Here is a 13,010-nt window from a genome sequence, read left to right as displayed (position 1 = left end):
ATACGTGCCGTCGGTCAGTCCTTGGGGCGGAACGTGGCGAACGCCGTGTCCCGCAGGGTCCGGCACTCCGCGCCGTTCCACTCCTCCGCCTTGCAGCTGATCATGAGCGAGTAGCCGTGCTTGGCGTCCACCTTGAAGCCGCGGTTGAGCACATGGACGCGCATGCCCTGCTGGGTGCGCTCGAACTCCCAGTCGGCGACCGTCGGGTAGCCGTTGAAGGAGACCCCCTTGATGCCGATGTGCTTGTAGTCCTTGCTGGTGGCGGCCACGCCGATCTTGGCCAGCTCCCAGGCGCTCGCCGCGTCGTCCTTCGGGCTCGCGTTGAAGTCGACCTGGATGCGCGGGAAGCCGCCGCTCTCGCTGAATATCCCGCCCCCGCTGTAGCCCGGTATGTCGCGGAGCGTGAAGTTCGAGGGCAGCGCCATCGTGAAGTGGAAGCGGGCGTTGGTGACGAGGGTGTAGCCCGCGGGCAGCTGCGCGCCCGAGCCGCCGCCCGGCTTGCCGGACGGCGTGCCGCCCGTGCCGTTCGACCCGCCCGAGGCGCCCGTCGTGCCGTTGGCTCCCGTGGCACCGTTGGAGCCGGTGTCGCCGGGCTGCACGCCACCCTGCTGGCCGGGGCCGCCGGAGGCCTGACCGTTGCCGCCGTCGGACCCGCCGGAACCGGAACCTGAACCGGAACCCGACCCGTCGCCGCCGGCCGTGGAACCGGCCGACGCGGTGCCGCCGGTGCCCTTGCCCTCGTTCCCCTCGCCCCCTCCACCGCCGAGCGAGACCGCGAGGATCGTCCCGAGCAGGGCGAGAACGACGACGGCGGCGATGATCACCAGCGTGCGACGCGGTACGACGTCGGTCAGCGGCGCGCGCGCCGGGGCCGGTCTGCCACCGCCCCGCACCGGCACGGCACCCGCACCCGTCCGCGCGCCGGGCACGGACGGGGTCTTCGGCTCGGCCTTCACGGAGGCCGCCGCGTTCCGCACGGAGTTCAGGGCGCCGCGCATCCGGTCGGCGGACGCGTCGGGCGCCTTCTCCCGGCCGGCCGTCGGCGCGGCCGGCGCCCGGTCGGGGCGCGGCGGCAGCGGTACGACCCTGGTGACCTCGGGCGATGCCTCCGGCGCCGCCACCGGCGCGTCGAGCACGGCCATCAGCAGGACGCGCGCGCGGGCGTCGTCGAGCCGCTGGGCCGGGTCCTTGGCGAGCAGGCCGTAGATGACCTTCTCCAGCTCGGGGCCCGCGTTCTTCGGGGGGTCGACCGGCTCGGTCATCACCGCCGTGAGGGTGGCGATGGCGGAACCCTTGTCGTACGGCGGGCTGCCCTCGACCGCCGCGTACAGGAGGCCGCCGAGCGACCACATGTCGGCGGCGGGTCCCGGCTTGTGACCGCGGGCGCGCTCCGGGGAGATGTACGAGGGGGCGCCGACGAGCATGCCGGTGGAGGTGATCGAGGGGTCGCCCTCGACCTGCGCGATGCCGAAGTCGGTGAGCACGACCCGGCCGTCCTCGGCGATCAGCACGTTGGACGGCTTCACGTCACGGTGCAGGATGCCCTCGCGGTGCGCCGAACGCAGCACGTCGAGGATGGCGAGGCCGACCTCGGCGGCGCGCCGGGGCGTGAGCGTGCCGTCCTCGCGCACGGCGTCCGCGAGGGACTTGCCCTCGATGAGCTCCATGACGATCCACGGACGGTCGTCCTCGTCGACGACGTCGTACACGGTGACGGCGCCGTTGTTGCGGATCCGGGCGATGGCCTTCGCCTCGCGCAGGGTCCGGGTGATGAGGCGGCGCTTCTCGTCGTCGTCGATGCTGCTGGGGAAGCGGAGTTCCTTGACGGCGACCGTGCGGCCGAGGGTCTCGTCGACCGCGCGCCACACGGTGCCCATGCCGCCGCGGCCGAGGACCGCGCCGAGCCGGTAGCGGCCGGCGAGCAGCCGTCCCTCGCCGACGGGGTCCTTGCGGAACTTGCCGCCGGTGCCGCGCGCGGCGCCGGCCGGGGCGCGGTGGCTCTCGCCGTCACCGTCGCCCGCGCCGAACCCGGCGCGCCCGGTCGACGGCTCGGTCCCGCGCAGCCGCCCGGCGGCGGAGACGCCTGCGCCGCCCGGTGCGTCCGCCGGGGCCACGGTGTCCTGAACGTCCTTCACGGCCCGAGCAGGCTCGGCGTCCTGAACGTCCTTCACGTCCCGGCCACCGGCCTCCCGACCGACCGGCGGCACCGTCGACTCCGCGGAACCGGCCGCGCCGGTAGCACCGGCCGCGCCAGTCGCACCAGCGCTGTCCGTCGAGTCGGCACCGTCCGTCACGTCAGCACCGTCCGTCACCTCGGCACCATCCGTCGCATCGGTGGGATCGCTTGGCCCCTTCGCGCCGGGTGCGTCCGCCGGCTCCCGCGGGTCCTTCGCGGCACCCTTCGGACCTGCCTTGACCTGCGCGTCCTTCACGTCCCGCGCCGGTTCACGCGCGGCCGGGACCGCCCCTCGGTCGCCGTCGGTCGCGGCCCCCGCGGCGGCGTCACGCCCGGGGTCCTTCGCCGTGTCCCGCGACTGCTCCGCCTCCGACATGCGTCCCCTCTGCGATCCCTGATCTTCGCCGCGTCTGCCGCTTCCCGCGCGATGCGGTAACCCGCCCTGGAAGAGAGGCCATTGTCCCTCACCTCAGGACGGGCGGCGTCCCCGGGTCCGTACTCCGGGATGACGACGCCCCCGCACACCCCCCAGGTTCCCACCAGGAGCGGGCGACCCGGACGTCCTGTCAGATCGGCACGATGTCCGGCGCCCCGAGCCGCGCGGCGTCCGCCGTGAGGTCGTCGGGCTGCCGCTGCGACTCGCGCTCCGCCTCGACCCGCTTCTCGTAGTGCTCCACCTCCTTGTCGATCTGGTGCTCGTCCCAGCCGAGGACCGGGGCCATCAGCTCCGCGCACACCCGGGCGCTGCGCGTGCCCCGGTCGAAGGTCTCGATGGAGATCCTGGTCCGCCGGGTGAGGACGTCGTCGAGGTGGCGCGCGCCCTCGTGCGAGGCCGCGTAGACGATTTCGGCGCGCAGGTAGTCGTCGGCGGCCTCCAGCGGTTCGCCGAGCGTGGGGTCCTCGGCGATGAGGGCGAGGATCTGCTCCGTCAGGGAGCCGTACCGGTTGAGGAGATGCTCGACCCGGACGACGTGCAGTCCGGTCCGCGCGGCGATTCTCGCCCGCGCGTTCCACAGGGCGCGGTAGCCCTCGGCGCCCAGGAGCGGGGTGTCCTCGGTGACGCAGGGGGCGACCCGCTGGTCGAGGCCGTGCACCGCCTCGTCGACGGCGTCCTTGGCCATGACGCGGTACGTCGTGTACTTGCCGCCGGCCACCACGACCAGGCCGGGGACCGGGTGGGCGACGGTGTGCTCGCGGGAGAGCTTGCTCGTGGCGTCCGACTCGCCGGCGAGCAGCGGCCTCAGGCCGGCGTAGACGCCCTCGACGTCGTCCCGGGTGAGCGGGGTGGCGAGCACGGTGTTCACGTGTTCGAGCAGATAGTCGATGTCGGCGCTGGACGCGGCGGGGTGGGCCTTGTCGAGGTCCCACTCGGTGTCGGTGGTGCCGACGATCCAGTGCCGGCCCCAGGGGATCACGAAGAGCACGGACTTCTCGGTGCGCAGGATGAGCCCGGTAGTCGAGTGGATGCGGTCCTTGGGGACGACGAGGTGGATGCCCTTGGAGGCGCGGACGTGGAACTGGCCGCGCTCGCCGATGAGGGCCTGGGTGTCGTCGGTCCACACCCCGGTGGCGTTCACGATCTGTTTGGCCCTGATCTCGTACGCCGCTCCGGCCTCGACGTCCTGGACGCGGGCGCCGACGACCCGCGCGCCCTCGCGGAGGAAGCCGGTCACCCGGGCCCGGCTGGCGGCCAGCGCGCCGTAGGAGGCGGCGGTGCGCACGAGGGTGGTGACGAAGCGGGCGTCGTCCATCTGGGCGTCGTAGTACTGGAGGGCGCCGACGAGGGCGTCCTTCCGGAGGCAGGGGGCGACGCGCAGGGCGCCGCGCCGGGAGAGGTGGCGGTGGACGGGGAGGCCGCGGCCGTGCCCTGAGGAGAGCGACATCGCGTCGTACAGCGCGACGCCGGAGCCCGCGTAGAACCGCTCCCAGCCCTTATGTTGGAGCGGGTAGAGGAAGGGGACGGGCTTCACCAAATGGGGTGCGAGCCGCTCAAGGAGCAGTCCGCGCTCCTTGAGTGCCTCTCTGACCAGGGCGAAGTCCAGCATCTCCAGGTAGCGCAGGCCGCCGTGGATGAGCTTGCTGGACCGGCTGGAGGTGCCGGAGGCCCAGTCGCGGGCCTCGACGATGCCGGTGGAGAGTCCTCTCGTGACGGCGTCGAGGGCCGTGCCCGCGCCGACCACGCCGGCGCCCACGACCAGCACGTCCAGCTCGCGCTCGGCCATGCCCGCGAGCGCCTCGATGCGCTCGGCGGGTCCCAGTGTCGCTGTCCTCACGGCTGCGCCTCCTGTCGTCCCCCGTCGTTCCAGCAGGAGAACCGGGCCATGTGGTCCGGCTCACAGCTCGATTCTGACCCTCCCCGGCGACTTCAGCCACCGCCTCACCACCGACCTGTGGATAACACTCGGCGACCTTCGACCCCACAATGCGGCATATCGGTCATATTTACGCCTAGTCTGACATTGCGCTCGCCCCGTTCTGTCCACCGGGCTTGCGCGTCTCGTCCCCTCCGGCTACTGGGAAGGACGGCCCACCCCCATGCCCGCTGATCTCGCCGTCATCGGCCTCGGCCACCACGGACTCCCCCTGGCCCAGGCCGCCACCGCCGCAGGCATCGACACCATCGGCTACGACACCGATCCCCACCCCGTCGCCGAACTCGCCGCCGGCCGGTCACCGGTCGACGGCTCCCTCACCGTCCCCGAGATCCGCCGGATGCTCTCGGGGGGCTTCCGGCCCACCGCCAACCCCGCCGAACTCGGCCGGGTCCGCACCGCCGTCCTCTGCGCCCCGACCCCGCTCGGCCCCGACCGCGCCCTCGACCTCACCGCCGTCACCGACGCGGCCCGCGCGCTCGCCGCCCGCCTGCGCCCGCACACCACCGTCCTCCTGGAGTCCCCCGTCCCGCCGGGCACCACGGAGGGCATGCTCCGCGACCTCCTCGAAGCGGGCTCGGGCCTCCGCGCCGGACGCGACTTCCACCTCGCGTACTCCCCCGGCCGGCTGGACCCCGGCAGCCGTACGCATGGCTTCGCCGGCACCCCGAAGGTCATCGGCGGCCTCACCCCGGCGTGCACCGAATCGGCGGCCGCCTTCTACGGCCGGCTCACCGACAAGGTGGTACGCGCGCGTGGCCCCCGCGAGGCGGAGACGGTCAAGCTCCTGGAGACCAACTTCCGGCACGTCAACATCGCCCTCGTCAACGAGATGGCGGTGCTCTGCCACGAACTCGGCGTCGACCTCTGGGACGTCATCCGCTGCGCCGAGACCAAGCCCTTCGGCTTCCAGGCCTTCCGCCCGGGCCCGGGCGTCGGCGGCCACGGCGCCCCCGTCGACACGATCGGCGCACACCGCCCGCTCCGACTCGTCGAACTCGCCGGGCAGGTCAACGAACGGATGCCCCGGTACGTCGTCCAGCGCGCCGCGACCCTCCTCAACGAACACGGCAAGTCCGCCCGCGGCGCCCGGATCCTGCTGCTCGGCATCACGTACAAGCCCGACCTCCCCGACCGCCAGGGCTCCCCCGCCGACGAGATCGCCCGTCGTCTGATGGACCTGGGCGCGGCCGTCAGCTACCACGACCCGCACGTCCCCGACTGGCGCGTCCGCGAGCTCCCCGTCCCCCGCGCGGACTCCCTCTACGAGGCCGCCGCCCACGCGGACCTGACGATCCTGCTCCAGCACCACCGCACGTACGACCTCCAGGGCCTCTCGGTGAAGGCCCAGCTCCTCCTCGACACGCGCGGGGCGACACCGGCGGGGGCGGCGCACCGGTTGTGACGGGGGTCCGGCGGAGGTGCGGCGATGGATACGCGGAGGGGCCCCGCACCACCCGGTGCGGGGCCCCTTCGCGTACGTACGGAACGGAGGTCAGCGCCGGTGCTGGGAGTCCGCGACCGTGACCTCGACGCGCTGGAACTCCTTGAGCTCGCTGTAGCCCGTGGTGGCCATCGCGCGGCGCAGGGCGCCGAAGAAGTTCATCGAGCCGTCCGGGATGTGCGACGGGCCCGCGAGGATCTCCTCGGTGGTGCCGACGATGCCCAGGTCGACCAGCTTGCCCCGCGGCACGTCCTCGTGGACGGCCTCCATGCCCCAGTGGTGGCCCTTGCCGGGCGCGTCCGTGGCGCGGGCGAGCGGGGAGCCCATCATGACCGCGTCGGCGCCGCAGGCGATGGCCTTCGGCAGGTCGCCGGACCAGCCCACGCCGCCGTCGGCGATGACGTGCACGTACCGGCCGCCGGACTCGTCCATGTAGTCGCGGCGGGCGGCGGCCACGTCGGCGACCGCGGTCGCCATCGGGACCTGGATGCCCAGCACGTTGCGCGTGGTGTGCGCGGCGCCGCCGCCGAAGCCGACGAGGACGCCCGCGGCGCCGGTGCGCATCAGGTGCAGGGCCGCGGTGTACGTGGCGCAGCCGCCGACGATGACCGGGACGTCGAGCTCGTAGATGAACTGCTTCAGGTTCAGCGGCTCGGACGCGCCCGAGACGTGCTCGGCGGAGACCGTCGTGCCGCGGATGACGAAGATGTCCACGCCGGCGTCGACGACGGCCTTGGAGAACTGCGCGGTGCGCTGCGGGGAGAGCGCGGCGGCGGTGACGACACCGGAGTCGCGCACCTCCTTGATGCGCTGCCCGATCAGCTCTTCCTTGATCGGGGCGGCGTAGATCTCCTGCAGACGGCGGGTCGCGGTCGCCTCGTCCATCTCGGCGATCTCGTCGAGCAGCGGCTGCGGGTCCTCGTACCGGGTCCAGAGGCCTTCCAGGTTGAGGACGCCCAGGCCGCCCAGCTCGCCGATGCGGATCGCGGTCTGCGGCGACACGACCGAGTCCATGGGGGCGGCCAGGAAGGGGAGCTCGAAGCGGTAGGCGTCGATCTGCCAGGCGATCGAGACCTCCTTCGGGTCCCGGGTGCGCCGGCTCGGAACGACGGCGATGTCGTCGAACGCGTACGCCCTGCGGCCGCGCTTGCCGCGCCCGATCTCGATCTCAGTCACGATGTGTGGCCTTTCCCTCTACGTCTGCGCCTACCAGTATCCCCGACACAAGCGTGAGGGGCGGTTCCGGTCACATGCCGGAACCGCCCCCACGCGTCGCGCTGTGTTACTTCCTGCTGTAGTTCGGTGCCTCGACCGTCATCTGGATGTCGTGCGGGTGGCTCTCCTTGAGGCCCGCCGAGGTGATCCGGACGAAGCGGCCCTTGGACTCCATCTCCGCGACGGTGGCCGCGCCCACGTAGCCCATGGTCTGGCGGAGACCGCCGACGAGCTGGTGCAGGACGTTGGAGAGCGGGCCGCGGTACGGCACCTGGCCCTCGACGCCCTCGGGCACGAGCTTGTCGTCGGAGGCGACCTCGGCCTGGAAGTAGCGGTCCTTCGAGTACGACCGGCCCTGGCCGCGGGACTGCATGGCGCCGAGCGAGCCCATGCCGCGGTACGACTTGAACTGCTTGCCGTTGATGAACAGCAGCTCGCCGGGCGACTCCTCGCAGCCCGCGAGGAGGCTGCCGAGCATCACGGTGTCGGCGCCGGCGGCGAGCGCCTTGCCGATGTCGCCCGAGTACTGCAGGCCGCCGTCGCCGATCAGCGGGACGCCGGCGGCGCGGGCCGCGAGGGAGGCCTCGTAGATGGCGGTGACCTGCGGGACGCCGATGCCGGCGACGACGCGGGTGGTGCAGATGGAGCCGGGGCCGACGCCGACCTTGATGCCGTCGACGCCGGCGTCGATCAGCGCCTGCGCGCCGTCACGCGTGGCGACGTTGCCGCCGATCACGTCGACGCCCACGCTCGACTTGATCTTCGCCATCCAGCTCAGCGCGTTGCTGTTGTGGCCGTGCGAGGTGTCGACGACGAGGAAGTCCACACCGGCGCCGGCGAGCGCCTGGGCGCGCTCCAGGGCCTCGGGGCTCGCGCCCACGGCGGCGCCGACGAGCAGCCGGCCCTCGGCGTCCTTCGCCGCGTTCGGGTACTTCTCCGCCTTGACGAAGTCCTTGACGGTGATCAGGCCCTTGAGCACGCCCGCGTCGTCGACCAGCGGAAGCTTCTCGATCTTGTGGCGGCGCAGCAGCTCCATGGCGTCGACGCCGGAGATGCCGACCTTGCCGGTGACCAGCGGCATCGGCGTCATGACCTCGCGGACCTGACGGCTGCGGTCCGACTCGAAGGCCATGTCGCGGTTGGTCACGATGCCCAGGAGCTTGCCGTCCGGGCTGGTGACGGGGACACCGCTGATGCGGAACTTGGCGCAGAGGGCGTCGGCCTCGGCGAGGGTCGCCTCCGGGTGCACCGTGATGGGGTCGGTCACCATGCCGGACTCGGAGCGCTTGACCAGGTCGACCTGGTTGACCTGGTCTTCGACGGAGAGGTTGCGGTGCAGGACGCCGACGCCGCCGAGGCGGGCCATGGCGATCGCCATGCGGGACTCGGTCACCTTGTCCATCGCGGCGGAGAGCAGCGGGATGTTGACCCGGACGTTGCGCGAGATGCGGGACGAGGTGTCGACCGCGTTGGGGAGCACCTCGGATGCGCCCGGCAGCAGGAGCACGTCGTCGTAGGTCAGCCCGAGTGTCGCGAATTTCTCGGGCACTCCGTCGACGTTTGCAGTCATGACACCTTCCCCAAATGGCCTTGATCGGTGCGGATGTCCATGCTAACGGGCCGGAGCGGTGTCTCATTCCACGATCAAGATCAGCCGCAAGCTTTGGACGTTCACACGTGTACGAAAGGGCCGAAAGGCCTGCTCAACGCTTACTCAGCGGCCAGCGCGGCGCCGAGGTCAAGCGCGGCCCCGGAGTCAAGCGCGGCGCCACGGGTCACTGCTCCGCGAGCGCCCGCAGCCGGCTGAGCGCGCGGTGCTGCGCGACCCGGACGGCTCCCGGGGACATGCCGAGCATCTGCCCGGTCTCCTCGGCGGTCAGGCCGACCGCGACGCGGAGCACGAGCAGCTCGCGCTGGTTCTCCGGGAGGTTGGCGAGCAGCTTCTTGGCCCACTCGGCGTCGTCGCTGAGGAGCGCGCGCTCCTCGGGGCCGAGGGAGTCGTCGGGCCGCTCGGGCATCTCGTCGGAGGGCACGGCCGTGGACCCGGGGTGCCGCATGGCGGCCCGCTGGAGGTCGGCGACCTTGTGGCCGGCGATGGCGAAGACGAAGGCCTCGAAGGGCCTGCCCGTGTCCTTGTAGCGCGGCAGCGCCATCAGGACGGCGACGCAGACCTCCTGGGCCAGGTCCTCGACGAAGTGCCGGGCGTCGCCCGGCAGCCGGTTGAGACGGGTGCGGCAGTACCGCAGGGCCAACGGGTGGACCCGCGCGAGCAGATCGTGCGTCGCCTGCGCGTCACCGTCGACCGCGCGGTGGACGAGCGCGCCGATCTCCCCCTGCCCGGAAGGCATGGGGGACCCCACGGTCTCGTCGTCGCGCATCGCTCCATGGTGCCCCGACGCCTCTGCGTTCGCGGCACCGCGTCCGTAGTTGTGCACCGAAGCGTTATGAGCAGGTGCGCCGGCACTCATCTCCCGCGCCCTCCCCTCCCGCTCGATCGACTCGTCCCCGAGGAACTCCACATCTCAAGGATGCGGCATTCCGCGGGGAAGTGACACAAGCCCACCCCGTCCACCCCACGGCGGGCGCGGGCGAGGACGGGGACGTGACCGGTGACCTGCGATTCAGCGAACCAGGCCCCAGCGGAACCCGAGGGCGACGGCGTGCGCCCGGTCGGATGCGCCCAGCTTCTTGAAGAGCCGCCGGGCGTGGGTCTTGACCGTGTCCTCGGAGAGGAAGAGCTCGCGTCCGATCTCCGCGTTGGACCGGCCGTGGCTCATGCCTTCGAGGACCTGGATCTCGCGCGCGGTGAGGGTGGGCGCGGCGCCCATCTCGGCCGAGCGGAGCCGGCGGGGGGCGAGCCGCCAGGTCGGGTCGGCCAGCGCCTGGGTGACGGTGGCCCGCAGCTCGGCGCGCGAGGCGTCCTTGTGCAGATAGCCACGGGCACCCGCGGCGACCGCGAGGGCGACGCCGTCGAGGTCCTCGGCGACCGTGAGCATGATGATGCGGGCGCCGGGGTCCGCGGAGAGCAGCCGGCGGACGGTCTCCACGCCGCCGAGGCCGGGCATGCGTACGTCCATCAGAATCAGGTCCGAGCGGTCCGCGCCCCAGCGGCGGAGGACTTCCTCGCCGTTGGCCGCGGTGGTCACGCGCTCGACGCCGGGCACGGTCGCGACCGCGCGGCGGAGCGCCTCTCGGGCAAGCGGGGAGTCGTCGCAGACGAGAACGGATGTCATGCCTGACCTCCGCGGCTCTCGCAGCTGTAGCGCGTCACCTTGAGCCTCCAGGGCTGTACGTAATCGTCACCTGTGCGATTGACGCTCTCGGACACCTGCCCGATCGCTTGTTCCTTCAACCGCCTCCGCACTCTCAACGACGGTCACTCGAAAGAGTTACGGGTCGGACGGCACCCTTCGGCACTCTACGTGAGGGGGCGCGTACAGAGGAGAGCGACGCGAGCCTTCTGTCGTTCATCGAAAGCTATGCCCCATTTAGCGGGTTTTCTTCCCTTTTCGCGGTGTCTGTGGCTAGATTCGCAATGAGTCATATTTACATCTACTTAGACAGTAGGTGTACCGACCCGGACCGGCGGGGCCCCGAGGAGCCCGGCCATCAGCCATCCACCCGCCCACCTATCCGTTCGACACGGTTTCAAGGGGACAAGCGCAATGGCAGATTTCTCCCGCCTTCCCGGACCCAACGCCGATCTGTGGGACTGGCAACTCCTCGCGGCCTGCCGCGGGGTCGACAGCTCCCTGTTCTTCCACCCCGAGGGAGAGCGCGGCGCGGCACGGAGTGCGCGTGAGAACTCGGCGAAAGAGGTCTGCATGCGGTGCCCGGTGCGCGCGGAGTGCGCGGCACACGCACTCGCCGTACGGGAGCCCTACGGCGTATGGGGCGGCCTCACCGAGGACGAACGCGAAGAGCTCATGGGACGCGCGCGCAATCGTCTGATCGCAGCGGCGCCGGCGACCTCGTCGTCGGTCGCGTCCGTGGCATCCGTGACATCGATGACGACATCGGCGGCGGCAGCGGGCCGTCCGATTGTGGAGCGCATGTGAAGGAACGTTTCCTCAGACACTTCCGGAGATAGGCGAGAAGCGAGCCGGAGCCGCGCCCCGCGCGCGCGGCGTTCTACGCGCGCGCGGCGGCCCGGGTCAGCTCGTCGAGCGTGGCGGCGACGGCCGGGACCTGGGCCAGGTCGGGCAGCGTCAGGGCCACGATCTCCCGCTCCACGGCCGGCTCGACGGCCACGGTCCGCGCCCCCCTGGGCCGTACGGACTCGATGGCGAGCTCCGGCAGCACGGCCACGCCCAGGCCCGCCCCCACCAGGCCCACCACCGCCGGGTAGTCGTCGGTGGCGAAGTCGATGCGGGGGGTGAAGCCCGCCTCCTCGCACACGTCCACGAGCTGGCGGCGGCAGCGCGGGCAGCCCGCGATCCAGGACTCGTCGGCGAGTTCGGCCATGCCCACCGAGCCGGCCCCGGCGAGCCGGTGCCCCTCGGGGACCAGGCCCACCAGGCGGTCGGCCAGGATCGGCCGTACGACCAGGTCGTCCCACTCGGCCTGCCCGTCGGCCTTCCCCGCCCCGTACCGGAAGGCCAGGGCCACGTCGCAGTCGCCCTCACGGAGCATCTCGATCGAGCGCGGCGGCTCGGCCTCGACGAGCGAGACGCGGGTGCCGGGGTGCGCGGCGCGCAGCCGGGCGAGCGCGGTGGGGACGAGCGTGGAGCTGCCGCTGGGGAAGGAGACCAGCCTGACCCGGCCCGCGCGGAGCCCGGCGATGGCGGCGACCTCCTCCTCGGCGGCGGTGAGCCCGGCGAGGATGCCGGAGGCGTGCCGGACGAGGACCTCGCCGGCCTGGGTGAGGCGCATCTCGCGGGCCGCGCGGATCAGCAGCGGGGTGCCGGCGGAGGCTTCGAGGGCCTTCATCTGCTGGCTGACGGCGGGCTGGGTGCAGCCGAGTTCGCGCGCGGCGGCCGAGAAGGAGCCGGTGGCGGCGACGGCGCGCAGGACGCGGAGATGGCGTGCCTCGATCATGAGTTCAGCATAAGCGACTCTTGGGTGAAGCCGCGAATTTTCACATGTGACTTTGAGATGGCTGCCCGTAAAGTGCCCACATGACCTTGCTGAGTGTGAATGTGGGCCGCGCCAAGGCCGTGGACTACACCGACGCCGCCTCCGGCCTGACCGCCATCGACAAGCGGCCCGTCGAGGGACCGGTCCGGATCGAGGCGCCCGGGGCGCCCGGCGTCGGCAGGAGCGGCCTCGCCGGGGACACGGTCTGCGACCTGCGCTTCCACGGCGGCGACGACCGGGCCGCGTACGCCTTCGCCCGCGAGGACTTGGACCGCTGGGAGCGGGAGCTCGGCCGCGAGCTCGCCAACGGCTCCTTCGGCGAGAACCTCACGACCCGCGGCCTCGACGTGAACGGCGCCCTGATCGGCGAACGCTGGCGGATCGGCGAGGAGGTCGTCCTGGAGGTCACGGGCGGCCGCATCCCCTGCCGTACGTTCGCGGGCTTCGTCGAGGAGAAGGGCTGGGTCAAGCGGTTCACGCGGTCCGAGGCCGGTCCGGGCGCGCTGCTGCGGGTGATCGTGCCGGGCGAGATCCGCGCGGGCGATTCGGTCACGGTGGTCCACCGGCCCGACCACGACATCACCGTGGCACTGCTCCACCGCGCCGCGACGACCGAACGCACCCTGCTGCCCCGGACGTTGGCCGCGGCCGAGTGGATGGAGTCCGGACTCCTCGCGCTCGCACGCCAGTACGCGGAGAAGTACGCACGCGCGTAGTCGCCGGTACG

The 13,010-nt window shown here is 72.2% G+C and carries 10 protein-coding genes; 3 read left to right on the top strand and 7 right to left on the bottom strand.

The genetic code is table 11. From position 1 onward, the window contains the following. Positions 1-14: 14 nt before the first annotated feature. Positions 15-2,552 (bottom strand): serine/threonine-protein kinase, encoded by a 2,538-nt coding sequence (locus DEJ43_RS22340; protein WP_015035646.1) that lies wholly within the window; start codon positions 2,550-2,552, stop codon positions 15-17. Positions 2,553-2,742: 190 nt separating this feature from the next. Further along, entirely contained in the window at positions 2,743-4,449 is a 1,707-nt protein-coding gene (locus tag DEJ43_RS22335) for a glycerol-3-phosphate dehydrogenase/oxidase (protein ID WP_015035645.1), read from the bottom strand. A gap of 262 nt (positions 4,450-4,711) precedes the next feature. On the opposite strand from DEJ43_RS22335, the gene DEJ43_RS22330 reads away from it, so the two are divergent. Then, positions 4,712-5,953 carry a nucleotide sugar dehydrogenase gene (locus tag DEJ43_RS22330; RefSeq protein ID WP_015035644.1) on the top strand — a complete coding sequence of 414 codons (1,242 nt, stop codon included), beginning with the start codon at positions 4,712-4,714 and terminating at the stop codon, positions 5,951-5,953. A gap of 90 nt (positions 5,954-6,043) precedes the next feature. On the opposite strand, the gene DEJ43_RS22325 is transcribed toward DEJ43_RS22330, so the two are convergent. The 4 genes from DEJ43_RS22325 to DEJ43_RS22305 all read right to left on the bottom strand — a co-directional run bounded on the left by DEJ43_RS22325 (position 6,044) and on the right by DEJ43_RS22305 (position 10,440). Next, on the bottom strand, positions 6,044-7,168 hold the full coding sequence (locus DEJ43_RS22325) for a GuaB3 family IMP dehydrogenase-related protein (protein ID WP_015035643.1): 1,125 nt from the start codon (positions 7,166-7,168) through the stop codon (positions 6,044-6,046). Positions 7,169-7,274: 106 nt separating this feature from the next. Continuing rightward, on the bottom strand, positions 7,275-8,777 hold the full coding sequence (gene guaB, locus DEJ43_RS22320; protein WP_015035642.1) for an IMP dehydrogenase: 1,503 nt from the start codon (positions 8,775-8,777) through the stop codon (positions 7,275-7,277). Between the two features lie 205 nt (positions 8,778-8,982). Then, positions 8,983-9,585, bottom strand: a complete 603-nt coding sequence (locus DEJ43_RS22310) for a sigma-70 family RNA polymerase sigma factor (RefSeq protein ID WP_041662780.1) — start codon at positions 9,583-9,585, stop codon at positions 8,983-8,985. Between the two features lie 243 nt (positions 9,586-9,828). Beyond that, a complete protein-coding gene (locus DEJ43_RS22305; protein WP_003948568.1) occupies positions 9,829-10,440 on the bottom strand; it encodes a response regulator transcription factor in 612 nt (203 codons plus the stop codon). A gap of 432 nt (positions 10,441-10,872) precedes the next feature. Here DEJ43_RS22305 and DEJ43_RS22300 point away from each other — a divergent pair, with 432 nt between their 5' ends. Further along, positions 10,873-11,265: a WhiB family transcriptional regulator gene (locus DEJ43_RS22300; RefSeq protein WP_015035640.1), complete on the top strand. Its 393-nt coding sequence runs from the start codon at positions 10,873-10,875 to the stop codon at positions 11,263-11,265. Between the two features lie 73 nt (positions 11,266-11,338). Here DEJ43_RS22300 and DEJ43_RS22295 read toward each other — a convergent pair whose 3' ends face one another. Next, positions 11,339-12,244, bottom strand: a complete 906-nt coding sequence (locus tag DEJ43_RS22295; protein WP_015035639.1) for a LysR family transcriptional regulator — start codon at positions 12,242-12,244, stop codon at positions 11,339-11,341. 80 nt (positions 12,245-12,324) lie between these two features. On the opposite strand from DEJ43_RS22295, the gene DEJ43_RS22290 reads away from it, so the two are divergent. Next, positions 12,325-12,999: an MOSC domain-containing protein gene (locus tag DEJ43_RS22290; protein WP_015035638.1), complete on the top strand. Its 675-nt coding sequence runs from the start codon at positions 12,325-12,327 to the stop codon at positions 12,997-12,999. Positions 13,000-13,010 lie beyond the last annotated feature (11 nt).

Source organism: Streptomyces venezuelae ATCC 10712, from assembly GCF_008639165.1.
In the GTDB taxonomy this organism is placed as follows: Bacteria; Actinomycetota; Actinomycetes; order Streptomycetales; family Streptomycetaceae; genus Streptomyces; species Streptomyces venezuelae.
The sequence above is the reverse complement of the archived record's forward strand: the minus strand, read 5'-3'. Positions and strand labels throughout refer to the sequence as shown.

Coding starts and splice junctions, on each gene's coding strand:
- DEJ43_RS22340 (WP_015035646.1), bottom strand. CDS start 2,552: ATGTCGGAGGCGGAGCAGTCGCGGGACACGGCGAAGGACCCCGGGCGT.
- DEJ43_RS22330 (WP_015035644.1), top strand. CDS start 4,712: ATGCCCGCTGATCTCGCCGTCATCGGCCTCGGCCACCACGGACTCCCC.
- guaB (WP_015035642.1), bottom strand. CDS start 8,777: ATGACTGCAAACGTCGACGGAGTGCCCGAGAAATTCGCGACACTCGGG.
- DEJ43_RS22310 (WP_041662780.1), bottom strand. CDS start 9,585: ATGCGCGACGACGAGACCGTGGGGTCCCCCATGCCTTCCGGGCAGGGG.
- DEJ43_RS22305 (WP_003948568.1), bottom strand. CDS start 10,440: ATGACATCCGTTCTCGTCTGCGACGACTCCCCGCTTGCCCGAGAGGCG.
- DEJ43_RS22300 (WP_015035640.1), top strand. CDS start 10,873: ATGGCAGATTTCTCCCGCCTTCCCGGACCCAACGCCGATCTGTGGGAC.
- DEJ43_RS22295 (WP_015035639.1), bottom strand. CDS start 12,244: ATGATCGAGGCACGCCATCTCCGCGTCCTGCGCGCCGTCGCCGCCACC.
- DEJ43_RS22290 (WP_015035638.1), top strand. CDS start 12,325: ATGACCTTGCTGAGTGTGAATGTGGGCCGCGCCAAGGCCGTGGACTAC.